General features: G+C 48.5%; 15 protein-coding genes and 3 pseudogenes. 7 read left to right on the plus strand and 11 right to left on the minus strand.

The genetic code is table 11. The annotated features are described in order from the left end of the window. Positions 1-76: 76 nt before the first annotated feature. The 5 genes from DW083_RS07995 (at position 77) to DW083_RS08015 (ending at position 8,671) form a co-directional block, all read left to right on the plus strand. A complete protein-coding gene (locus DW083_RS07995; protein WP_122332030.1) occupies positions 77-3,307 on the plus strand; it encodes a glycosyl hydrolase in 3,231 nt (1,076 codons plus the stop codon). Between the two features lie 87 nt (positions 3,308-3,394). Further along, positions 3,395-6,181 carry an excinuclease ABC subunit UvrA gene (gene uvrA / locus DW083_RS08000; RefSeq protein WP_122332059.1) on the plus strand — a complete coding sequence of 929 codons (2,787 nt, stop codon included), beginning with the start codon at positions 3,395-3,397 and terminating at the stop codon, positions 6,179-6,181. Positions 6,182-6,363: 182 nt separating this feature from the next. Beyond that, a complete protein-coding gene (locus tag DW083_RS08005; RefSeq protein ID WP_122332031.1) occupies positions 6,364-6,903 on the plus strand; it encodes a carboxypeptidase regulatory-like domain-containing protein in 540 nt (179 codons plus the stop codon). A gap of 62 nt (positions 6,904-6,965) precedes the next feature. After that, positions 6,966-7,631, plus strand: coding sequence for a hypothetical protein (locus tag DW083_RS08010; RefSeq protein ID WP_122332032.1), 666 nt, complete (start codon positions 6,966-6,968; stop codon positions 7,629-7,631). A gap of 14 nt (positions 7,632-7,645) precedes the next feature. Continuing rightward, positions 7,646-8,671: a TonB-dependent receptor domain-containing protein gene (locus DW083_RS08015; protein WP_122332033.1), complete on the plus strand. Its 1,026-nt coding sequence runs from the start codon at positions 7,646-7,648 to the stop codon at positions 8,669-8,671. Positions 8,672-8,709: 38 nt separating this feature from the next. Here DW083_RS08015 and DW083_RS08020 read toward each other — a convergent pair whose 3' ends face one another. The 10 genes and pseudogenes from DW083_RS08020 to DW083_RS08065 all read right to left on the minus strand — a co-directional run bounded on the left by DW083_RS08020 (position 8,710) and on the right by DW083_RS08065 (position 18,958). Then, positions 8,710-9,957, minus strand: coding sequence for a peptidoglycan DD-metalloendopeptidase family protein (locus tag DW083_RS08020; protein WP_122332034.1), 1,248 nt, complete (start codon positions 9,955-9,957; stop codon positions 8,710-8,712). Positions 9,958-10,167: 210 nt separating this feature from the next. Then, positions 10,168-12,263 (minus strand): annotated as a pseudogene (gene recG / locus DW083_RS08025) (ATP-dependent DNA helicase RecG). Positions 12,264-12,278: 15 nt separating this feature from the next. After that, positions 12,279-13,274: a virulence RhuM family protein gene (locus tag DW083_RS08030; RefSeq protein WP_122332035.1), complete on the minus strand. Its 996-nt coding sequence runs from the start codon at positions 13,272-13,274 to the stop codon at positions 12,279-12,281. A 12-nt stretch (positions 13,275-13,286) separates the two neighbouring features. Beyond that, a pseudogene (locus tag DW083_RS08035) lies at positions 13,287-13,990 on the minus strand (2-C-methyl-D-erythritol 4-phosphate cytidylyltransferase). Then, the gene (xseB, locus tag DW083_RS08040; RefSeq protein ID WP_122332036.1) at positions 13,990-14,187 is read right to left on the minus strand and encodes an exodeoxyribonuclease VII small subunit; all 198 of its coding nucleotides are present in this window, start codon (positions 14,185-14,187) and stop codon (positions 13,990-13,992) included. The pseudogene DW083_RS08035 and the gene xseB overlap by 1 nt, the downstream one beginning before the upstream one ends. A gap of 21 nt (positions 14,188-14,208) precedes the next feature. Then, a pseudogene (xseA, locus tag DW083_RS08045) lies at positions 14,209-15,539 on the minus strand (exodeoxyribonuclease VII large subunit). Next, entirely contained in the window at positions 15,520-16,710 is a 1,191-nt protein-coding gene (locus DW083_RS08050) for a S8 family serine peptidase (protein WP_233551939.1), read from the minus strand. The pseudogene xseA and the gene DW083_RS08050 overlap by 20 nt, the downstream one beginning before the upstream one ends. A gap of 279 nt (positions 16,711-16,989) precedes the next feature. After that, a complete protein-coding gene (locus tag DW083_RS08055; protein WP_115500693.1) occupies positions 16,990-17,457 on the minus strand; it encodes an Lrp/AsnC family transcriptional regulator in 468 nt (155 codons plus the stop codon). A gap of 170 nt (positions 17,458-17,627) precedes the next feature. Then, complete coding sequence (locus DW083_RS08060; protein WP_122332037.1) at positions 17,628-18,356, minus strand: FKBP-type peptidyl-prolyl cis-trans isomerase; 729 nt, start codon at positions 18,354-18,356, stop codon at positions 17,628-17,630. A 14-nt stretch (positions 18,357-18,370) separates the two neighbouring features. Continuing rightward, a complete protein-coding gene (locus tag DW083_RS08065) occupies positions 18,371-18,958 on the minus strand; it encodes an FKBP-type peptidyl-prolyl cis-trans isomerase (protein ID WP_115500691.1) in 588 nt (195 codons plus the stop codon). Positions 18,959-19,206: 248 nt separating this feature from the next. On the opposite strand from DW083_RS08065, the gene DW083_RS08070 reads away from it, so the two are divergent. Both DW083_RS08070 and DW083_RS08075 read left to right on the plus strand, forming a co-directional pair. After that, entirely contained in the window at positions 19,207-20,397 is a 1,191-nt protein-coding gene (locus DW083_RS08070; protein WP_122332038.1) for a glycoside hydrolase family 76 protein, read from the plus strand. 12 nt (positions 20,398-20,409) lie between these two features. Beyond that, entirely contained in the window at positions 20,410-21,879 is a 1,470-nt protein-coding gene (locus DW083_RS08075; RefSeq protein ID WP_122332039.1) for a glycoside hydrolase family 125 protein, read from the plus strand. Between the two features lie 229 nt (positions 21,880-22,108). Here DW083_RS08075 and DW083_RS08080 read toward each other — a convergent pair whose 3' ends face one another. Continuing rightward, complete coding sequence (locus DW083_RS08080) at positions 22,109-22,543, minus strand: helix-turn-helix domain-containing protein (RefSeq protein WP_115500688.1); 435 nt, start codon at positions 22,541-22,543, stop codon at positions 22,109-22,111. Between the last annotated feature and the right edge of the window lie 18 nt (positions 22,544-22,561).

Below are 22,561 nucleotides of genomic sequence, written 5' to 3' on the forward strand. Positions count from 1 at the left end.
TATAAATCAATATAGAAAACAGAGGCACTGATAATCTTGCTACTTTTACCTCCGGAATCTTAAAAAAGAACAGACCATGAGAAAACCTCTGCTTAAAACATTGTTTTGCCTTTCGCTTTTAGTTCCCGCTATGGGAAGTGCCCAGGATAAAAGTGCACTCGAGAACGGTTTTGTGAATCCGTCGGAAAAGGTGCAGACTTCCGTATATTGGTATTGGATTTCGGGAAATATCTCGGAAGAAGGAGTGAGAAAAGACTTGTATTCGATGAAGGAAGCCGGGATTAACCGGGCTTTTATCGGGAATATCGGTTTAGACGAGGTTAAAACACCTTATAAAACAGTTCCTTTCGGTAGTGAAGAATGGTGGAAAGTGCTTCATGCCGCCTTGAAAACAGCAACCGAACTGGGCATCGAGATCGGTATTTTCAACTCGCCCGGTTGGAGCCAATCCGGTGGTCCTTGGGTGAAACCGGAACAGGCGATGCGCTATCTTGCCTCGGTGAAGGCGGAGGTAAGCGGGGGCAAACAGGTCGAAGTCATTTTGGCGAAACCCGATAAAGACTTTCAGGATGTGAAGGTGATCGCTTTCCCTTCTGTCAGCAAGAATACCGCCCGGCTGTCCGCTTCAAACACGAAAGTATCTTCCTCTCCTGCTCTGCAAAACCTTTCCAGATTGTTGGACGGAGACAAGGAGACGGCTTTGCTTTTTACAGAGAAAAACGATCAGCCCGTCACAATCGACTTTCAGGCGGATAAGCCGTTTACCCTGCGCAGTTTTCAGGTCTATCCGGCTCATCATCCCATTCAAAGCACAGCACGGCTACAGGTGAAGGAGAATAACAGTTTCCGAACGATAGCCGAATTTAAGATAGACCGCTTCAATGCCAACCCGAATGTGGGCTTTGACCCCTATGCACCGGTCGTGGTGTCTGTCCCAGCTACAACCGCCGACGAGTTTCGTCTGGAATTGAACGGAATTGCTCCCGGAAGCGGTTTGAGCGAGGTGGTCTTTTCTTCCTGCCCGGCTGTGGAACGCTATCCGGAAAAGACATTGGCCAAGATGTTCCAGACACCGCTCCCCTACTGGCACGAATATCAGTGGCCGGTACAGCCGGAAGCTGACGATCCATCCCTGACGGTCGATCCGGACCAGGTATTGGATATATCCTCCTGCCTGCAAGGCGACCGCCTGGTCTGGAAAGCTCCGGCAGGCGATTGGACAATCCTGCGCACGGGTATGTTGCCGACAGGCGTCACAAACAGCCCTGCCGATCCCGAAGCGACCGGACTGGAAACAGACAAAATGAGCCGCAAGCACATAGAATCCCACTTTGAGGCCTATATGGGCGAAATATACCGCCGCATCCCGGCTGAAGACCGCAAGTGCTGGAAAGTTGTCGTGCAGGACAGCTACGAGACAGGCGGACAAAACTTTACGGATGATTTCCTGCGTGAGTTTCAGGAGCGCTACGGTTACGATCCGCTTCCTTTCCTCCCTGTTTATGAAGGCTACGTAGTCAAGAGCCAGGATCAGTCCGACCGCTTCCTCTGGGATCTTCGCCGGTTGATTGCAGATAAGATCGCTTATGATTATGTAGGCGGTTTGCGTGATGTCTGCCATAAGTATGGCCTGACGACCTGGTTGGAGAACTACGGGCATTGGGGATTCCCCGGTGAGTTCCTGCAATACGGCGGGCAGTCGGATGAGATCGGCGGCGAGTTCTGGAGCTTCGGCGATTTAGGAAATATCGAAAACCGCGCCGCTTCATCCTGCGGGCATATATATGGGAAGCAGAAGATTTCTGCCGAATCCTTTACAAGCGGAGGAACGCCTTTCAGCTGTTATCCGGCAATGATGAAGCAACGGGGTGACCGTTTCTTTACGGAAGGGATCAACAATACATTGCTGCATGTCTATATCTCGCAACCAACGGAAGAGCGAGAGCCGGGTGTAAATGCCTGGTTCAGCAGCGAATTTAACAGGCTGAACACCTGGTATCCGCAAATGGACCTGTTCACTTCTTATCTGAAACGCGTCAACTATATGCTGCAACAAGGATTGAACATAGCCGATGTTGCCTATTTTATCGGGGAAGATGCGCCCAAGATGACCGGAATCACTGAACCGGAATTACCCAAAGGTTACCAGTTCGACTATATCAATGCCGAAGTCATAGAGCGTGATCTCTTTGTCAAAGACGGCTTGCTGACATTGCCTCACGGCACCCAATACCGCATCCTGGTACTTCCCAAGTTAGAGACGATGCGTCCCAAATTGCTTGCCAAAATAAAGAAACTGATTGAAGACGGCGCTGTTGTCATGGGACCTGCTCCACAGCGTTCGCCCAGTATGCAAGACTACGGCAGGGCAGACCGGCAAGTTAAAACGATGGCCGGCGAGCTTTGGGCCGGTCTGGACGGACAAAACGTGAAAGCTGTCAAAAGAGGAAAAGGAGAATTGCTGTACGGGATGAACATGGCAGAGGCTTTGCAACACATCGGATGTGTGCCCGACTGCAGAGTGCCGGCAGATGCACCTGTCCTCTACGGACACCGTTCGGCAGGAGATACGGAGATCTATTTTATCTCCAACCAGAAAGAGGAGACGATAGAGATCAGTCCCGAACTGCGCGTCCGTTCACGGCAACCCGAATTATGGGAAGCGATGACTGGCCGCGTTCGGACGCTTCCGGCTTACCGGCAGACAGCTACAGGAACAGTTGTTCCGCTAAAACTGCACCCCTATGAAAGTGCTTTCATTGTCTTCCGCCAACCGGCACAGAAACCGGAAGGAACGGATTTGCAGCTCAACTATCCAGCTCCGCAAACCCTTGTCCGGTTAGATGCTCCCTGGAAAGTGTCTTTCGAGGCAAAGCGTCGTGGACCGGCTACACCCCAGACCTTTACACGGCTGGAAGATATCACCAAAAACGAGAACTTTGACATCAGCCATTATTCCGGAACGATCTGGTACGAAACGGATTTCGCTTTGAAGAAGAAACCGGACGGGGATTTGTATCTGAACCTGAACGACGTCGGCGTCATGGCCAAAGTAAAGATCAACGGACAATATGCCGGTGGCGTCTGGACGGCTCCTTACCGGGTGAATATCACGGATTTGGTGAAGAAAGGTAAAAACAAGGTCGAAGTGGAAGTCGTCACCACCTGGATGAACCGCCTGATCGGCGACAGCGGATTACCGCAGCAGGAACGGAAAACCTGGACGCCCTGTAACATATGGAAACCGACTGACGCTTTGCAGAAATCAGGCCTGATCGGTCCGGTTTGTATAGAAAGTGTGAATTGATTGTTTCCGAATGTGAATGCCAATCGTTTACTTGGCAAAACGGCATTACTTTCCTAACTTTGCAGGATGGTAATCAAGGAAAAGATTATGTCCGAAAACAATTCTATATTTATCAAGGGAGCCCGGATCAATAACCTGAAAAATATTGATGTCGAGATTCCCAGAGACAAGTTGGTCGTTATCACCGGCCTTTCCGGTAGCGGAAAATCATCATTAGCATTTGATACGTTATATGCCGAAGGGCAACGACGCTATGTCGAAAGCCTTTCGGCATACGCACGCCAGTTCCTGGGACGTATGAGCAAGCCGGAATGCGACTATATAAAAGGCATTCCCCCCGCAATCGCAATCGAACAGAAGGTCAATACCCGCAACCCCCGTTCGACGGTCGGCACCTCTACGGAGATATACGAATATCTTCGCTTGCTCTATGCCCGTATCGGGAAAACGATTTCTCCCGTTTCCGGAATGGAGGTGAAAAAACACCAGGTGAGCGACATCGTGAAGGAAGTGCTCGCCTATCCCGATGGAACCCGTTTTGCCGTCTACGCTCCCGTCGTCCTGCCGGAAGGACGCGGCATAAAGGAACAACTGGAAATCCTGCAAAAAGAAGGATATACCCGTCTGTCCATTAACGAAACCATTTACCGGATAGGCGAAGTGTTAGCAGATGAGGCCTTACTCTCGTCCCCCGCGATCGAATTGCTGATCGACCGTCTGGTTGTTTCCGGCGACAAGACATTGAAAAGCCGTCTGGCCGACTCTGCCGAAACAGCTTTCTTCGAAGGGCACGACACCTGTATCATCCGTATTTATGCACCCGAAGGAACCGTCATCAAAGAATATTCCAAGAAGTTCGAGGCGGACGGCATAACGTTTGAAGAACCCAACGATATGATGTTCAGCTTCAACAATCCGTTGGGTGCCTGTCCGACCTGCGAAGGCTTCGGCAAAGTGCTCGGTATCGACGAAAACTTAGTGGTACCGGACAAGAGCCTGTCCGTCTTCCAGGGAGCTGTTGTCTGCTGGAAAGGAGAAGTGATGGGCGAATGGTTGCGGGAGTTCATCGCCAAGAGCGAGAAATATAACTTCCCGATCCACCGTCCCTATTATGACCTGACGCAGAAGGAAAAAGACCTGCTCTGGCATGGCGCACGCGGACTGCACGGCATCGACGACTTCTTTAAATTTGTGGAAGAGAATCTCTACAAGATACAATACCGCGTGATGCAGGCGCGTTATCGCGGCAAAACAATCTGCCCGACCTGCAAAGGTTCCCGCCTGCGTCCGGAAGCGCTGTATGTAAAGGTCGGGGGAAAAGATATTGCAGAGCTGGTCACGTTGCCGATCACGGAAGCAAAAGCTTTTTTCGACAATCTGCAACTCGACGAGAACGAGGCGGCTATCGCCCGCCGCCTGTTGACGGAAATCACCAACCGCCTGCAATTCCTGCTGGATGTAGGGTTGGGCTACCTGACGCTCGACCGTCTTTCCGCCTCTCTCTCCGGCGGTGAAAGCCAGCGTATCAACCTGGCGACTTCGTTAGGCAGCAGCCTGGTCGGGTCTTTGTATATATTGGATGAACCGAGTATCGGACTCCATTCGCGCGATACCGATCTGCTGATTAAGGTGCTCCGCCAATTGCAGGCATTGGGTAATACGGTTGTCGTAGTCGAACATGACGAAGAGATCATCCGTGCCGCCGACTATATCATCGATATCGGTCCGAAGGCCGGCCGCTTAGGTGGCGAAGTTGTCTATCAAGGGGATGTCAACGACCTGCGGACCAGCAGTAACAGTTACACCGTCCGCTATCTGACAGGCGAGGACCAGATTGAAGTCCCTGCCTTCCGCCGTCTGTGGAACAACTATATCGAGGTGAAAGGGGCCCGCAAGAATAATCTGAAAGGAATCGACGTGAAGTTCCCGCTAAATGTGATGACGGTGGTGACAGGTGTCAGCGGTTCCGGTAAAAGTTCGCTGGTTCGCGATATATTCTACGAAGGTGTCAAACATTATCTGGACGACGCGGCGCGCCTGATGGTCGATTGCTCCGGTCTGGAAGGCGATATGCATCTGATCAAAGGCATCGAGTTTGTAGACCAGAACTCCATAGGCAAGAGTTCCCGTTCGAATCCGGTGACCTATATCGGCGCCTACGATGAGATCCGTAAACTCTATGGCGACCAGCCTCTCTCCAAACAGATGGGCTATTCGGCAGCCTATTTCTCTTTCAACAAGGAAGGCGGCCGCTGCGAAGAATGTAAAGGGGAAGGGAAGATCACTGTCGAAATGCAGTTTATGGCCGATATCACCCTCGAATGCGAGAACTGCCACGGCAAACGCTTCAAACAGGATGTCCTCGACGTCGAATATCACGGGGCAAGCATCTACGATATGTTGGAAATGACTGTCAACCAGGCGATCGAGTTCTTCGAACAGCATCCGGGCGCACAGGAAAAGAAGATTGTCAAGAAACTGAAGCCCTTGCAGGATGTCGGGTTAGGTTATATCAAGCTCGGACAGACTTCATCCACACTGTCCGGCGGTGAGAACCAACGTGTGAAACTCGCCTACTACCTCGGGCAGGAGAAGCAGGAACCGACGCTATTCGTCTTCGACGAACCGACCACCGGTCTGCATTTCCATGATATCAAGACACTGCTGAAAGCCTTCAACGCCCTGATCGGGAAAGGCCATACGGTTGTGATCATCGAACATAATATGGATGTAATCAAATGCGCCGACTATCTGATCGACCTGGGGCCGGAAGGCGGTAGCGCCGGTGGCAGCCTGGTTTGTGCCGGGACTCCCGAAGAGGTGGCGATGTGTGAAGCGTCCTATACAGGAAAGTATTTGAAGGATAAACTTTGATCCGCTTTTGCCAAACTTCTATTTTTGCAGAGGCAGAAAGAGGAGAAGCAGACTTTTCGCTATTTTCACATCTGGATACCAACATCTTACACGCATAATTGCAAATCAGAAAAGGTGCGATGCATGCACCTTTTCCGGTCTTTTCCTTCTACATTTGAGCATAAAACAAATATAGAAGAATAATGAAAAAAGCAATTATCTTACTGTTGTGTATGCTTCCTTTTTGCAGACTGTCGGCACAAAACATCAGCGGAATTTTGACAGACAGCAACCGCCAACCGATCGAATATGCCAATATCATAGCGCTCAACCCGGCCGACTCGGCATTCGTACAGGGGACCACAAGCGACCACAAGGGTACATTCAGCATTGCTGTCCCCGACGAAAAAGCTTATATTATCAAGGTTTCCTGTATCGGTTACCAGACCGAATACCGGAACGGTAACGGCGCAATCGGCACTCTCACACTAAAAGAAGATGTACATCTGATTTCCGAGGTGGAGGTTAAAGGGCAGATGCCGACATTCCAACTTAAAGGAGACAAGTTCGTCACACAGGTACAGGGAAGCCTGTTAAGTAAATTGGGTACGGCCAACGATGTATTGGAACGGATTCCCGGCATAGAAGGGAGACAAGGCAAATTCACGGTCTCGGGAAAGGGACGCCGATTATCTACATCAACGGACGCAAAGTCTACGATGTCTCGGAACTCGAAAAGATAACTTCGGATGAAATACGCTCCGTCGACCTGATTAACAATCCGGGAGCCGAATATGACGCATCAGTGAAAGCCGTTCTGAAAATCCGGCTGATTCGCAGAAAAGGTGACGGATTCAGTGTCAATGCGACCAGCCAGTTGAGCCAGACACACCGGACCAGCCATTACCAGCAACTGAACCTCAACTACCGGCACGGAGGACTGGACATCTTCACACGCCTCTCCTTCCAGCAATGGAAAGACTGGCAGCAGCAGGAGAACAACCAGACTATCAAGGCGGACACGGTATGGAACATCCGCAACCGGCTGCATTTGGAGTCGGACGGCGGCTCTACCTACTCAGCCTCCGGCTTCAACTACGAGCTGAATGAGAACCACTCATTCGGGGCTCAATATTCCGGTACTTTCAGTATGGAAGGAAACGGCGGATGGGTGTCCGATATGGATATCACAGCCAATGGAACGGCAGACGACCACATACATAACGTCTTTACGGAAACCGCCAACCCTGCCCGCTACCATTCGGTAAATACCTATTACCTAGGAAAGGTCCGGAATCTGGGTATAGATATGAATTTCGATTATATCAAAAATAAAAGCGGGAAAGAGCAGGAATCCGTCGAGGACAGCCAGATAGGGAATGACCGTATCGTCAACACACGGTACGAAGCGGATAACGACCTGTATGCCTTCAAGCTCACGCTCAGTCATCCCGCAGGAACGGAACTCTGAAAGCCGGGACCGAAATGAGTTGGACGGAGCACCGGGACAGTTATGTCAATCCCGAACATATCCTGCCGGACAGCAGGAACAGTCTGAAAGAGGCACATAGCGCAGCCTTTGTCAGTTACAGTATCCCGCTGCAATCCTGGTATCTCTCGGCCGGACTTCGTTACGAACATATCCGCAACCGCTATTATGTAGACAATGTTTACAACGAGACACAGAGCAGGAATTACGACAATATATTCCCGAATCTTTCTCTCTCAAAGGCATTCGGAGACGTACAGACGTCCTTGAGTTACAGCGCTTATACTTCGCGTCCTTCCTATAGCTCGCTAAGCAGCAACCGGCAATATAACGACCGTTTCACTTATCAGGGCGGAAACCCGTTCCTGCAACCGACAACCACCCACGATGTCACGCTCAACATGAGCTATAAATGGCTGTACTTCGTTGCCTCTTACCAATATAATAAGAATGCGATCTGTTCTTCCATCGAACCATATGAAGACGATCCGCAACTTTGCATATGGATTCCCCGCAATGTAAAGAAGAAACAGGATCTATGGGTTATGCTGAATGCCTCTCCCAATATCGGTTGCTGGCATCCCTCCTTTTCAGTCAGCCTGATCCGCCAGTTTATGGATGAATGGACCGTCAATCCGGACCGGAAACCCTATCATCCACGATTGTATGCCGGCATACAGAACATGTTCAACCTGCCGCACCACTTCATACTGAACGTAGACGGGATGTGCAAAAGCGATACCTACGAAGGCAAAGCCTGGCGTCCGGGCTTCGGCAGTGTCCACGTCGGACTGACCAAAAGTTTCCTGAAAGACGAAGCGCTGACGCTGCAAATACGGGCATTCGATTTGCTGAAAGCTTTCCGAAATTCCGGACGATATTATGCCGATTCCATCACTTTCGACACATGGAACTACAGCGATTCGCGCAGCCTGACCGTTACCGTCCGTTACAAATTCAATACGGCAAACAACAAATATAAAGGAAGCGGAGCCGGGAATAAAGAAAAAAGCCGCCTGTGAAACACAGACGGCTACTAACATTATATCAAATCTTTCTATTATGAACAACGAAGTGAACGGCCTAATTTCAGAACCGTAGTCTTGGTAATACCGTTCAATTCGCAAAGTTTCGAAACTGTCGTGCCATACTTGGCTGCGATAGCACCTAACGTATCACCGGATTTCACACGATGATAATGCGGAGTTCCTTCCTGCCGGGAAGCCGTATTTTTATTCTGGCTTATGGAAGCGACTGCTGCTGCATCGGCGGCGACAGTCGTTTTTACTGTTTTCGTTACATTAGCCGAAGCAACCGGTTTCGTCTTCTCCACCTTCGTAGAGGTAGCGGCACCCGCACTACAACGGATAGACTGGCCGATCCGTAAAACCGTCGTTCCTTTCAAACCATTCAAGCGGCACAATTCATTGACTGTTGTTCCATACATACGGGCAATCTTACCTAATGTATCGCCGGACTTCACACGGTGATAGACCAGACGGTCGGAAGAAGAGGTATAAATATTGCTTCTGCGTCCGTTAATCTTTACATTATGGAAAACATATGTATCCTGATGGGGGACACCATTCTCGAAGTCTATAATTTCGGCCGGATTAATAGCCTGTCCCAAAAAGCGTGTTTCAAAATGAAGATGGGAACCGGTAGAACGTCCTGTATTACCACCTAAAGCAATCGGGTCGCCTGCGTGGACAATATCATTCGGGGTAACAAGTATTTTAGATAAATGGCCATAAACGGTTTCAAGGCCGTTCGGATGACGAATCACGACGTAATTACCATATCCGCGACGTTCAAAGTTCTTAATGCGGACTTTACCGTCAAATGCAGCACGGATTGTATCTCCAACGAGGACTTTCAAGTCGATTCCCCTGTGCATACGACGACGACGGGGACCATATTTGGATGTAATTCTCGCCATGGAATCCATGGCTATCGGATAGACGAAAGAAGAACAATCTATAGCAAACGAATCCGGGAAGTTGACCTTTGCCGTTCCACGGAACGGGTCTACCCATTGGTTTTCCCAATTGGAGCCGTATAATTCTTCCGCGGGGAACATTAAACTCTCCCTTTCCTCCATTGCTTTCTCATCAAAAGTAGCCAGTTCCTTCAGTTCCATATTTTTACGGATACCGACGCGATCCGCCATTAACTCGGAAACACGTTTGTCCAGCTTCTTTATATGTACGACTTGCGTTGGAGCGTCTTTGTCTTTTTGTGCTTTTACCTCTACGGCCGATACCAAAATAGTGGTACAACAAATAAATAGTAATGCCTGTATCTTCATTATTTTTATCACTTTCAATCAGTAATTCGTGACAAAGGCCATGAAATAGAATGGCTTGTTTCATTGTCATCTCGTCAAAGTTCGTAATTTTGACCAAGCCGACAAAATTCAATCTGGAAAAATTTCCGCAATGAAAATAAAGAAAAGTAAAACAAGGCTTTATATCCGTTGATTTACAACTAACTGTAACAAAATATGTTTCACAACATATTAGCTTATCATACCCCAATTTACCTTCTTGGAAAAGAGGACTTTTAGCCTTTCGTTCAATATCCGGTTGGGTTCGGATAACAAATCGGGGTCTTCGTTCAAAACCTCCTGTGCGATATCGCGTGCAAACTGAGGATCTGTCCGTCGGCTGCCAGGTTGGCGATTTTAAGGTCGATTCCTTCTCCGCTCTGGCGGGTTCCCTCCAAGTCTCCATGACCACGCAGACGTAAATCGGCTTCGGCAATCTCAAAGCCGTTGTTGCTATTCACCATTATTTCCAGACGCTTGCGGGTTTCGTTGCTCAACTTATAGGAAGAGACAAGGACACAATACGACTGCTCGGCTCCACGTCCTACACGACCGCGAAGCTGGTGCAACTGGGAAAGCCCGAAACGTTCGGCACTCTCGATGACCATCACAGAGGCGTTCGGCACATTTACGCCGACTTCTATCACTGTTGTCGCCATCAGAATCTGTGCTTCACCAGAGATAAACTTCTGCATTTCAGTTTCCTTATCCGCCGCTTTCATCTTTCCGTGAACCATGCAAACCCGATATTCAGGAAAGACCTCTTTGAAAGTCTCGAAGCCCTCTTCCAGATTCTTATAATCCAGCTTCTCGCTGCCTTCTATCAATGGATAAACAACATAAACCTGCCGCCCCTGCTGAATTTCCTTCCGAAGGAAATCATAGAGCTGGGCTTTTTTATTGTCATACCGGTGTACGGTCTGAATCGGCTTACGTCCGGGTGGCAATTCGTCAATCACGGATACATCCAGGTCACCATACAAAGTCATGGCAAGCGTACGTGGAATAGGCGTCGCCGTCATAACCAGCACATGAGGAATAACCGCATTTTTCGTCCACAACCGGGAACGCTGTTCCACCCCGAAACGATGCTGCTCGTCAATAATCGCCAGACCGAGGGAAGAAAAAACAACCGTCTCTTCAATCAAAGCATGCGTACCGATTACAATCTGTATCTCGCCATTAGCAATGGCAGGCAAGATGCGGTTGCGCTCTTTCTTCTTTGTCGAACCGGTCAGCAGGGCAACTTTGATATCCATGTCTTTCAAGAAACCCATGACAGTCGCATAATGCTGGGTCGCCAGGATTTCCGTCGGAGCCATCATGCAGGCCTGGCAATGGTTATCGACTGCCAACAGCATAGCAAGCAAAGCGACCAGCGTCTTACCGCTTCCGACATCTCCTTGCAACAGGCGGTTCATCTGTCGCCCGCTCCCCATATCGGCACGAATTTCGCGAACGACACGTTTCTGGGCATTTGTCAGCTCGAACGGCAGATACTCTTTATAGAATGTATTAAAATAATCTCCGACAGAAGGAAATACAATCCCTTTCAGCTTCATTTTCCGCAGATTGGCCGTACGGAGAATATTAAGCTGGATAAAAAACAGTTCATCGAACTTCAGGCGCAATTGCGCTTTCCGCAGTTTATCCACAGATTCGGGAAAATGCACATTCCGGATCGCTTCCGAAAACGGCATCATCTGAATACGGTTTAACACAGCCGGAGGAAGTGTTTCCGGCAACGTCCAGTTCAGGCCGCTCAACAGGGTATATTGCAAATTCTGGATTGCCCTCGAGTTAAGAAAAGACTTCTTCATCTTCTCGGAGGTGTTATAGAACGGCGTCAAGCCGTTGGCCACCTTATCCGCCTGATCCACCGGATCTATATCCGGATGAGGAATATTATAGATGTGTCCGAACTCGGTCGGTTTCCCGAATACGATATAATCGACTCCCGTCTTAATCTTATCCGTGACATAGTTAAGCCCTTTAAACCAGACCAGATCGATTGTCCCGGTTCCGTCCGTAAACTTCCCGATCAACCGTCTTGTACGCCCTTCACCGACTGTATCGAAAAACAAGATACATCCTTTCATCTGTATATAAGGCATATCGCCGGTCACCTCCGCAACCTTATAGAAACGACTCCGGTCAATGTATTTATACGGAAAGTAGAACAGCAAATCTTCATACGAAGAAATACCGGCTTCCTTCTGCAATATCTCTGCCTTCTTCGGGCCTACGCCCGGCAGATACATGATGGAACGTTTGTCGAGATCGAGCATATCGTTTTTTGTTTGTTATTTTTTTAGGTTTTCAATTTGTCTGTTCAAGTCGTTCAGGTCATCTTCGTCTGCCCGGAGAGCATCTTCATGTTTCCTGCGCTCATTGAATTCGTCATAGACTTTGCCAACAATCTGTTCCATAAGTTTGTTGGAGATGCAACCTTTTGTTTTAAGCACTTCTTTACCTTGGAACTCTAACAAGGCATCTACGTTTTTACGCCAGAAATCGAGGGTGAGATCTTTCCGTTCTTTCACACGCATTTCTGCCGATTCAAGAAAAAGTACGGTGAGGCGGTTGAGCGAATCGATTTCATCTTGTTGCAAATAATTTTTGGCAATAAATACATCACTTTTGCGCACAATGGCTCCTTTCCAAGAGGTAAGTGCCATATTGGGCTGGGAGGCATCAGCTCGCGAACAGATTATTTCAGCAGCGGTTTGCCCGGTAACGGCATAGAGCAGTTTGTTTTGCACTTCGGCAAAAAACATTTGCGCACCTTTGTCGGTCTTGTCATAATCACTGCTTAACATTAAGAGATCGCGCACTTTTTGGTAGAAGCGCTTTTCTGAAGCACGTATGTCACGGATGCGCTCCAATAATTCATCAAAATAATCGGGCCGCCCATTCGGGTTTTTCAGACGCTCGTCATCCATCGTAAAGCCCTTTATCATATACTCTATGAGATGCTCATTAGCCCAAATGCGGAACTGTACGCCCCGTTTGCTACGTACCCGGAAACCGATAGCCAATATCATGTCTAATGAATAGAACTTCACGTTGTATTGCTTGCCATCGGCGGCAGTTATTAAGTAATCCTTAATAACTGATTCGGATGCCAATTCTCTGTCTTGTAATATATTACCAATATGGATATTGATATTGGGCACAGAGGTGGCAAAAAGTTCAGCCAATTGACCCTGGTTCATCCACACTTGTCCGTCTTTAGCCATCAGCGTAACCTTGGCCTTGCCATCAATGGTGTTGTATATAATGATATTTTGTTCATCCATAGCGCAAAGAGTTTATTTCTTGGAACTTGATAACAGCGCCTCCGCCACCAACAAGTCGAACGGAGTCGTAATCTTGATATTTTCCCGGTTTCCCGGAACCGTAATGATACCGTGTCCAAACGCTTCGACAACCGATGCGTCATCGGTGAACAAGTCCGTATAAGGTTGTTCATATGCCTCCATCAACAGATCATAGTCGAATACCTGCGGCGTCTGTACCGCTTGATAGCGCGAACGGTCGACCGGATGACTCGTCCCTCCGGTAAACTCACGGAGCGAATCGACAACCGGAACAACCGGAATTGCGGCACCGGAAATTTCCGCTTCCGTGAAACATTTGCTTATGACTTCAGGAGAGACAAAAGGACGTACCCCGTCGTGCACAGCCACCAAGACTTTCTCATTCCTTCCGGATGCATTTCCTATTTCTTCCGAAAGGGACTGCAATCCGTTCCGAACGGAATGGAAACGCGTTTCACCTCCATTCGCAATCCGATGCGGCACCTTACAGCCGATCTCCCGGCAAAGCATCTTCCAATACGGCTGATGATCTTCCGGCAAAACCAGGATCAGCCGGCCGACGCATCCCAACGGTGAAACGCTTCCAACGTATGCATCAGGACAGGCTTTCCCTCCAACGGGATAAACTGCTTCGGCAAATCGCCCCCCATACGCAGTCCCCGGCCTCCGGCAACTATCAGGACGTATTTCTTCATCACTCCAGTTCCTCCAATATTTTTTTCACCTCTTCGTCCGCCTTGTAAAGCTTTTCCTTGCACAGCTTGATCAGCCGCGTCGCTTCCTTTACTTTTTCGGAAAGGACGTCCACATCCAAATCGCCGTTCTCAATGTCGGCCACGATCTTACGCAGTTTCTCTACGGCTTCGTTATATGTTTCTATCTTTTGTGACATATTCTGTTGTTTTTATTATTCTTACGATATGATTGAACGGATTTCGCCATCGGCAAAACGGGTTACCAACTCATCCCCAGCCTCTAATCCGGCAGCCTGCTTGATGATTTTACCGTCTTTCAGTGTCAGGCTGTAACCGCGCTTTAGCACATAATCCGGGGAAGCCATCTTGATAAACTGTTCGGTCAACTGGAGAAAGCGGTTACGCTCTGCCAAACTGCTTTCCACACGGTTCGCCAAACGCACTTGCATCGCTTCCAGCTTCGATGCCCATTGGTTTAGAAATGCATGGGCATCCGTTGGTAATTGCATGCCTATCCGTTGGAGCAGTGAACGATTCCGCTCGATCCGGTTTATTGCCAAGACAGGCAGACGGCTCCCTAACGATTGCAGGAAGTTCTTTTGTCTGGACAGAATATCGGTTGCCAACGAACAAACGTCCTGTTGCAGCTCTTCCATTTCCCCGGCCGCTTTATCCATCTGTCCGATCAGGAACTCGGCTACGGCAGTCGGCGTCTTCATCCGGGTATGCGCCACCATATCGAGGATCGTATCGTCGCGCTCATGTCCGATGCCGGTTATGACCGGAAGCGGGAACTGCGCGCAATTAGCCGCCAGCAAGTACGAATCGAAACTATTCAAGTCCGAAGTTGCGCCACCGCCCCGGATAATGACCACAACATCAAAACAGTCAATATGCCGGTAAACGCGGTCCAGTGCAGCAATCACAGATTCCTCCGTCCGCTCTCCCTGCATAAGAGCCGGAAACAGTTTCGTGTAGAAGGATAGCCTGCTTTGTTATTTGCCAGTTGATTCAGAAAATCTTCATACCCGGCAGCCGTAGGCGATGTGATTACCGCTATCCGCTTCGGCAAGGTCGGGAACGGCAATTCCTTATTCAACGTAAAGACGCCCTCCTCCTTCAATTGCCGGATAATCTCCATCCGTTTCCGGATCATATCACCCACCGTATAAGCCGGATCAATATCCAATACCGTCAAACTGTAGCCATACAATTCGTGAAACTCGATCGAAACCTTGACCAGGACTTTCAGCCCGGAAGCAAACAATTGTCCGGTTTCCATCTCAAAATAAGGCTTCAGCATACGGAACGTTTTTGCCCAGATAGAGCCACGTGCCTTTGCGACCAGCTGTCCGGTTACCGGATTCTTCTCGATAAATTCCAGATAGCAATGGCCGGATGCAGCATTCGTGCGCACATCGCTCATTTCGGCACATATCCAACACGTCTCCGGAAATGCGTTCAACACCGCCCCTTTCACCCGGTTATTCAGTTCCAGCAAAGAAAGCTCCTGCCGTTCCCGGTTTATATTATTTTGACCGTAAACCATTCTTTCTTTCCTTTTTATATGCTTTATAAAAATCAGGAATACCGTATCCGAATTCTTTATTCGGATGCTTATAGCGGTTAGATGAGCGGTTCATCAAACTGATCACTTCCCGATTGTTTAGCCAAGGCAATGACTGCCAAAGACAAATGCCCATTCCCGCCAGGATAGGCGTCGCAAAAGAAGTGCCGTTTGCATATCGGATATTTCCATTCGGCCCGATCACACAACTGCCTGTTCCCAAAGCGACTGCATCCGGCTTTACCCTGTTGTCAGCCGTAAAGCCGACAGAACTGAAACTACTTTTCTTCTTATCTTCATCTATTGCACCGACAGTAAAGATTCCCGCCGCATCCGAGGGGAACGTTATTTTTTCCCAATCGCCGTTACCTTCATTCCCGGCACTGCAAAACACCAGGATTCCCCTGTCGGCAGCCAGACTTGCCGCCCGGCTGATCATGGCCGTTTTCCCGTCCAGTGCCGACTGGTCGTAAGAAAGCTCGTCCGCATCAAAAGAGAAATAGCCTAAGGAAGAAGAGATCACATCCACACCGGCACTGTCTGCATATTCAACCGCAGCCGTCCAATAATCCTCCTCTATCGGATATTCGGAATCACTATCCTCGCTCTTAAGCAAAAGATAAGAAGCTTTGGGAGCCGTCCCGACCATCACGCCCGGAATATCGGCTGCCAGGCAGGAAAGAACTTTCGTCCCGTGATCGTCTCCGACAAACACACTTTTACCAGGGAAAACAATATTATGTGTACCCAGCAAGCGCAACGAGTCGAAAGCCGATATCCGGTCTGCATTCATAAAACCGGCATCGATAACAGCCACCCGCATGCCTTCGCCCTGGAAACCCGCTTCATGCAGTTTGATTCCGTTCAGCATCCTGATCTGCTTCTCGGCATAGCCATATTCACGATCCTGCGGTTTGTCCGTAGACACGAACCGCTCTTCTCCCGTCTCTTCTGCGGGCACTTTCAGGTTTCCTTTCCAGATCCACTTAACGGAATCGACAATAGACAGTTGCTGCAACTGCCCGGCGACAGCGCTGTCCGCACTCTCAACCACGACAGTCGAAAACCATTTACTCTCCACAACCGGCTTCACACCTGTCTCCGACAGCATGTTGATATAAGAGCGGGATATAGGGAAATCGGCTGTTGTCACCGCAATATTATTTTTAGTCCTCCGTTCGATTGCCTGTTTGGACAAATAGCTTCCGGTTCTTCCACCCGGTAACCGCCATCGCCTTTATCTTTGAGATAAACACGAAAACGATAGTTTTCCCCCGCCCAAAGCCAGACAGGAAGACAGCATAAGAATATGATTGATAAATACCTTGACATTCTTTTTACATTCCTCTTTTTACGCAAAAATACAAATTGTACGGCATATAAAAAAGCCCGGCAACTCATCCGAGGCCGGGCCTATATCCTTATATCATTACTATTCGAAAATATCGCAAATAGGAATTTCACGTTTCACGCTCTGACGCAGGGAAATAAGCGTTTCGGTTGCCGTCACTCCCGGGATTTCCTGGATTTGTGCATTCAACAATTCCATCAAGTGCTCATTGTCGCGTGCATACAATTTGATCAGCATCGTGTACGGACCCGTTGTAAAATGGCATTCCACTACTTCCGGAATCTTCTCAAATTCAGGAACCACATCTTTGTACATCGAACCGCGTTCCAGTTTCACCCCGATATAGGTACAAGTGTTGTAACCCAATATCTTCGGATTAATATGATAGCCTGACCCAACGATCACATTCATATCAATCATGCGTTGCACCCGTTGATGAATAGCGGCACGTGAAACGCCACATTCTTCGGCTACATCCTTGAAAGGAATCCTGGCATTCTTTGAAATAATGTTCAAGATCTGCCGGTCCAGTTTGTCTATCTTTTCCATCGCTTGTCTACTTTACTTTCCTTTTTTAGATTTAATGTATCAAAAGTATATAATAAAATTCAATACTATATCATTCTGAAAGAAAAAAGTATGAAATAAATAATAAAAGCGGGCGAAAAATGCTATTTAACATATTTCGCCCGCCCAATTATGTATAAAACGACAGTTTCTTATTTCTTTTCAGCCGTGCTATCTTTCACGATATCCAGCAATTCTATCTCGAATTTCAATGTGCTGTTCGGTTTAATATCACGTCCAGCTCCCTGTGCGCCATAAGCCAATTCAGAAGGAATCCAAACGATATACTTAGAACCAACCGGCATCAACTGCAGAACTTCCGTCCAACCTTTGATCACGCCGCCAACAGGGAACTGAGCCGGTTCGCCACCATGATCAAGGGAACTGTCGAATTTTGTTCCGTCCAACAAAGTACCTGTATAGTGAACTTTCACGACATCTTCAGCAGTCGGTTTTGCACCTGTGCCTTCTGTTACAACCTGATATTGCAAACCGCTTTCGGTTGTGATCACGTCTTTCTTCGCTTTGTTTTCAGCCAGGAACTTTTCGCCTTCTTCTTTCGTCTTATTTGCATCTCTTGCAGAAGCTTCGGTAAAGTAAGTCTGGATATAAGCCTGAGCAGCCTGCGGAGTCATCTTCATCGCAGAAGAATCGCCCTTGATAGCCTGGATGAAACCGGCGATCAGATCGTCAACGTTTGCAGGATCACCCGGCAGCGTTTTCAGATTTTCCTTATAACCAGCACCTGTGCTGATACCAATCGCATAGCTCACACTATCTGCGGCAGTCTTCAAAGATGCACTTTTGTGCGAATCGCAGGAGGTGAAACCCATGCCCATAGCTACAATCGCTGTAGCAACCAATACACTAATCTTTTTCATTTTTCTCTAATATGTTATTTTACTATATCCAATAATTCGACATCGAACACCAACGCACTGTTCGGTTCGATTGCATCACCTGCACCGTGTTCGCCATAAGCAAGGTTTGCGGGGATGAAAAGACGCCATTTGGAACCAACCGGCATCAGTTGAAGAGCTTCCACCCATCCCGGGATCACCTGCGACACACCGAATACGGCGGGTTCACCACGCTGTACGGAGCTGTCGAATACCGTACCATTGATCAACGTTCCGTGATAATGGCATTTTACCTTGTCGGCTGCAGTCGGTGTTGCACCTTCACCCTTCTGCAGGATCTGATATTGCAAACCGCTGGGTAATGTTACGACTCCGGCTTTTCCTTTATTAATATTCAGGAACTCCTCTCCGGCTTTCTTATTAAGCTCCAGTCTTTCTTTCTGAAGATTCATGAAGTAATCGTTGATAACCTGTTTTGCTTCATCGTAACTGATTTCCGGCTGTGCTTCACTCAACACGTCCTTCAATCCTTTTACAAAATCCTCAATCTGAAGATTATTGATGCCTGAGTTCTGGAAATTATTTCCGATACTTAAGCCCAGTGCGTAACTAACTTTATCCATTCTTTTTCTTTTCAACTAATTATGAACCACAAAAGTAATGCTTTTAACCAGACAAACAGCAAACGGCAACACTTTTTTATTACTTTTGTATCACTCACCAGTTTTTGTCCGATTATTCTAAGGTAAAACAGAGGGAAAAGAAGAATTGTTCAGTTCATAAAATAACCCCGGTTCATCACAAAGGCTGGACCGCTGTAATAGAATAAATTGTATATTTGCATTCTAATTACAATTTATTCTATTAGACCATGAAACTGAATATTTTCTCAATCATTCTTTGCGGAGGCCTGTTGTGGGCGACATCTTGCAGTAACCCCGCAACTACATCCGGTGCGGATCGCGACATCTCCATCGCCGACTCGATGTACACCAATATCCTGACCAAGTACAACGTTGAAAAATACGGTTTGCTGCAGGAGACCTATCCCGCCAATCCGAATAACCAGGTCACTTACCTGGCAGAAGGATCGGAGCAGAAACGCGATCAGGAAGTATCTTTCCTCTGGCCCTATTCCGGAATGCTATCGGGAGGGATTGCGCTTTACAAAACGACAGGAGACACCAAATACCTGCAAAGCCTGGAAGAACGCATCCTGCCGGGACTGGAACTGTATTGGGACAACACTCGCGAGCCGAACTGCTATCAGAGCTACCCGATGTTCAACGGCGAAAGCGACCGCTTCTATGATGACAACGACTGGCTGGCAATCGACTTCTGCGACCTGTATGCACTGACGAAGAACGAGAAATATCTGGAAAAGGCAAAAGCCCTCTATACCTATATATACAGCGGCTGGGACGATGTGCTCGGCGGCGGTATCTACTGGTGCGAACAGAAAAAAACATCCAAGAACACCTGTTCCAACGCACCGGCAACCGTTCTCTGCATGAAGCTGTATAACCTGACGAAAGACAACGCCTATCTGGAACAGGCAAAGAAAACATACGACTGGACCAAGAACAACCTCCGCGACCCGGAAGACTGCGTTTATTGGGACAATGTCCGCCTGGACGGAAGCATCGGCAAAGAGAAATACACGTACAACAGCGGGCAGATGATACAAGCCGGCGTCCTTCTCTACCAGCAATCGGGCGACGAAGCCTATCTGAAAGACGCACAGGAAACAGCCAAAGGCGCCTATCAGCGTTTCACCGAAGTGCGCAAAACCATAGACGGCACGGAAAGCCGTTTCTACACGGCCAGCCCGTGGTTCAACGTGATCCTGCTGCGCGGCTTGGTGGCCCTTTATGAGGTTGATCACAATCCCGAATATATCCGGACAATGGCCGACAACGCCCGCTACGCCTGGGATCACACCCGCGACGTGAACGGATTCCTCGACAACGACTGGACAGGCGTCAAGACCAAAAAGCACAAATGGCTATTGGACAATGCCTGCATGGTCGAACTATTCTCTGAAATCAATAACATCAAATAAATAACAGACAAGATGACAACACGCAGAAACTTTCTGAAAACAGGCGGCCTCTCATTAGCAGGCCTGATGGTAGGGCAGAACTCATTCGCCCGCATGGCCGAAAAAGCCGGAAGCGGACTTACAGGCGATGCTTCCGCCATGCAATATGTTTGCAAACGTCCGGCACCGGAGAAACGTCAGTTCACATCCGAAGCAGTGGAAAAAGCGATCGCCACCACAAAGGCGAAGTTGAAGGACCCGAAACTCGCCTGGATGTTCGAAAACTGTTTCCCCAACACACTGGATACGACTTGCGAACACAAGATGGTAAACGGTAAACCCGACACTTTCGTCTTGACCGGCGACATCCACGCTATGTGGCTGCGCGACTCATCCGCCCAGGTTTTCCCGCATATCCAGTTTGCCAATGATGATCCGAAAGTAAAGACCATGCTTGCCGGCGTAATCAACCGCCAGACCTGGTGCATCAACATCGACCCGTATGCAAACGGCTTCAACGAAGGTCCGACCGGCAGCGAATGGGAAAGCGACTTCACAGACATGAAAAAGGAACTACACGAACGCAAATGGGAAATCGACTCCCTCTGCTATCCGATCCGCCTCGCTTACCATTTCTGGAAAACGACAGGCGACACCTCTCCTTTCGATGCAGATTGGGACAAGGCGATGAAAACCGTCTACAAGACTTTCATCGAACAGCAACGTAAAGACGACCTCGGCCCGTACAAGTTCAGACGCAAGACAGACCGCCAAGGCGACACGCTGTTGAACGACGGTTGGGGCAGCCCGGTAAAACCTGTCGGCCTGATCGTCTCCTCTTTCCGTCCGTCGGACGACGCCACATTGTTCGGATTCCTGATCCCGTCGAACCTGTTCGCCATCACTTCACTTCGCCAGTTGGCCGAGATGATGCGCGAGATCAAACGCGACAACGACTTTGCCCGCAAGTGTGACTCGCTGGCCGATGAAGTACAGGCAGCCGTAGACAAATACGGAGTTGTCGAACATCCTGAATACGGAAAAGTATATGCATTCGAGGTAGATGGCTTCCACAATCATGTCTTCATGGACGACGCCAACGTGCCGAGCCTGCTCGCACTGCCCTATTTAGGATGCGTGGATATGAACGATCCGATCTACCAGAACACACGCCGCCTGGTGCTCAGCGACTCCAATCCTTACTTCTTCCAGGGAAAAGCCGGCGAAGGTATCGGCGGACCGCATATCGGTTTCGGTTACATCTGGCCGATGAGTATCATCATGCGTTGTAACACAACAAACGACAATGACGAAATCCGCAAATGTGTCAAGATGCTTCGCGATACGGATGCAGATACCGGCTTCATGCACGAATCCTTCTACAAGGACGATCCTGCCAAGTTCACCCGCTCGTGGTTTGCCTGGGTAAACACATTGTTCGGAGAAATGATCTATCGCCTGGTGAAGGAAGGAAAGGTTGATATTCTGAATAATCTGGGATAACAAAGATATAAAGGGTGTTTAACCGTGGGGGTGTGTCAAAACTGTCCTGTTCCCGCGCTTGACGCGGGATCGCATTAAAACCGACCATATAAGCAACTGATTGATAAGGTCTGTTCTTTTGCGGCCCCGCGTCAAGCGCGGGGACAAGGGTGTTTTGACACATCCCCACACCTCGTTAAATCATCATTTAATTATAAAACAACTATTTATAGATAAACGCCCTTACTGCCTATTTTTCTTTCAGCAACTTCTCCAAAAGCGCATTCTTTTCTTTTTCAAGAGCAAGCATCCGCTCGTAAAGAGAGGCTTGTTCTTTATTTAGCTCCATTAGCTGGTCAACAGGATGATTGACTATATTATCACGCTGCTGTTCTACCACACCGACATTACTGCTCCCTGTCTGGAAAGTATTATTCTCTATCACGATCGAAGTCGGGTTTTCTTCCAGCTTTTGAATAATTTCAGGGGAAATATGCAAGATATTCGCAATCTTAACCAAGAGATCTTCTTCAATCACTCTTTTCTGCTCTATACGGGACACGGATTGCTGGTTAATCCCCAACAAATCTGCAAGGACCTCCTGTTTCATACCAATTAATTGACGAAACTTTCTGACGTTAGCTCCTTGATGTACGTTCCCTGTTTTGATATCTTCTGTTTCCATTTCGCTTCTATTTATATA

The sequence above is a fragment of the Parabacteroides sp. AF48-14 genome (genome assembly GCF_003477465.1).
GTDB lineage: Bacteria > Bacteroidota > Bacteroidia > Bacteroidales > Tannerellaceae > Parabacteroides > Parabacteroides acidifaciens.

Coding starts and splice junctions, on each gene's coding strand:
- DW083_RS07995 (WP_122332030.1), top strand. CDS start 77: ATGAGAAAACCTCTGCTTAAAACATTGTTTTGCCTTTCGCTTTTAGTT.
- uvrA (WP_122332059.1), top strand. CDS start 3,395: ATGTCCGAAAACAATTCTATATTTATCAAGGGAGCCCGGATCAATAAC.
- DW083_RS08005 (WP_122332031.1), top strand. CDS start 6,364: ATGAAAAAAGCAATTATCTTACTGTTGTGTATGCTTCCTTTTTGCAGA.
- DW083_RS08015 (WP_122332033.1), top strand. CDS start 7,646: ATGAGTTGGACGGAGCACCGGGACAGTTATGTCAATCCCGAACATATC.
- DW083_RS08020 (WP_122332034.1), bottom strand. CDS start 9,957: ATGAAGATACAGGCATTACTATTTATTTGTTGTACCACTATTTTGGTA.
- DW083_RS08030 (WP_122332035.1), bottom strand. CDS start 13,274: ATGGATGAACAAAATATCATTATATACAACACCATTGATGGCAAGGCC.
- xseB (WP_122332036.1), bottom strand. CDS start 14,187: ATGTCACAAAAGATAGAAACATATAACGAAGCCGTAGAGAAACTGCGT.
- DW083_RS08055 (WP_115500693.1), bottom strand. CDS start 17,457: ATGGAAAAGATAGACAAACTGGACCGGCAGATCTTGAACATTATTTCA.
- DW083_RS08060 (WP_122332037.1), bottom strand. CDS start 18,356: ATGAAAAAGATTAGTGTATTGGTTGCTACAGCGATTGTAGCTATGGGC.
- DW083_RS08065 (WP_115500691.1), bottom strand. CDS start 18,958: ATGGATAAAGTTAGTTACGCACTGGGCTTAAGTATCGGAAATAATTTC.
- DW083_RS08070 (WP_122332038.1), top strand. CDS start 19,207: ATGAAACTGAATATTTTCTCAATCATTCTTTGCGGAGGCCTGTTGTGG.
- DW083_RS08075 (WP_122332039.1), top strand. CDS start 20,410: ATGACAACACGCAGAAACTTTCTGAAAACAGGCGGCCTCTCATTAGCA.
- DW083_RS08080 (WP_115500688.1), bottom strand. CDS start 22,543: ATGGAAACAGAAGATATCAAAACAGGGAACGTACATCAAGGAGCTAAC.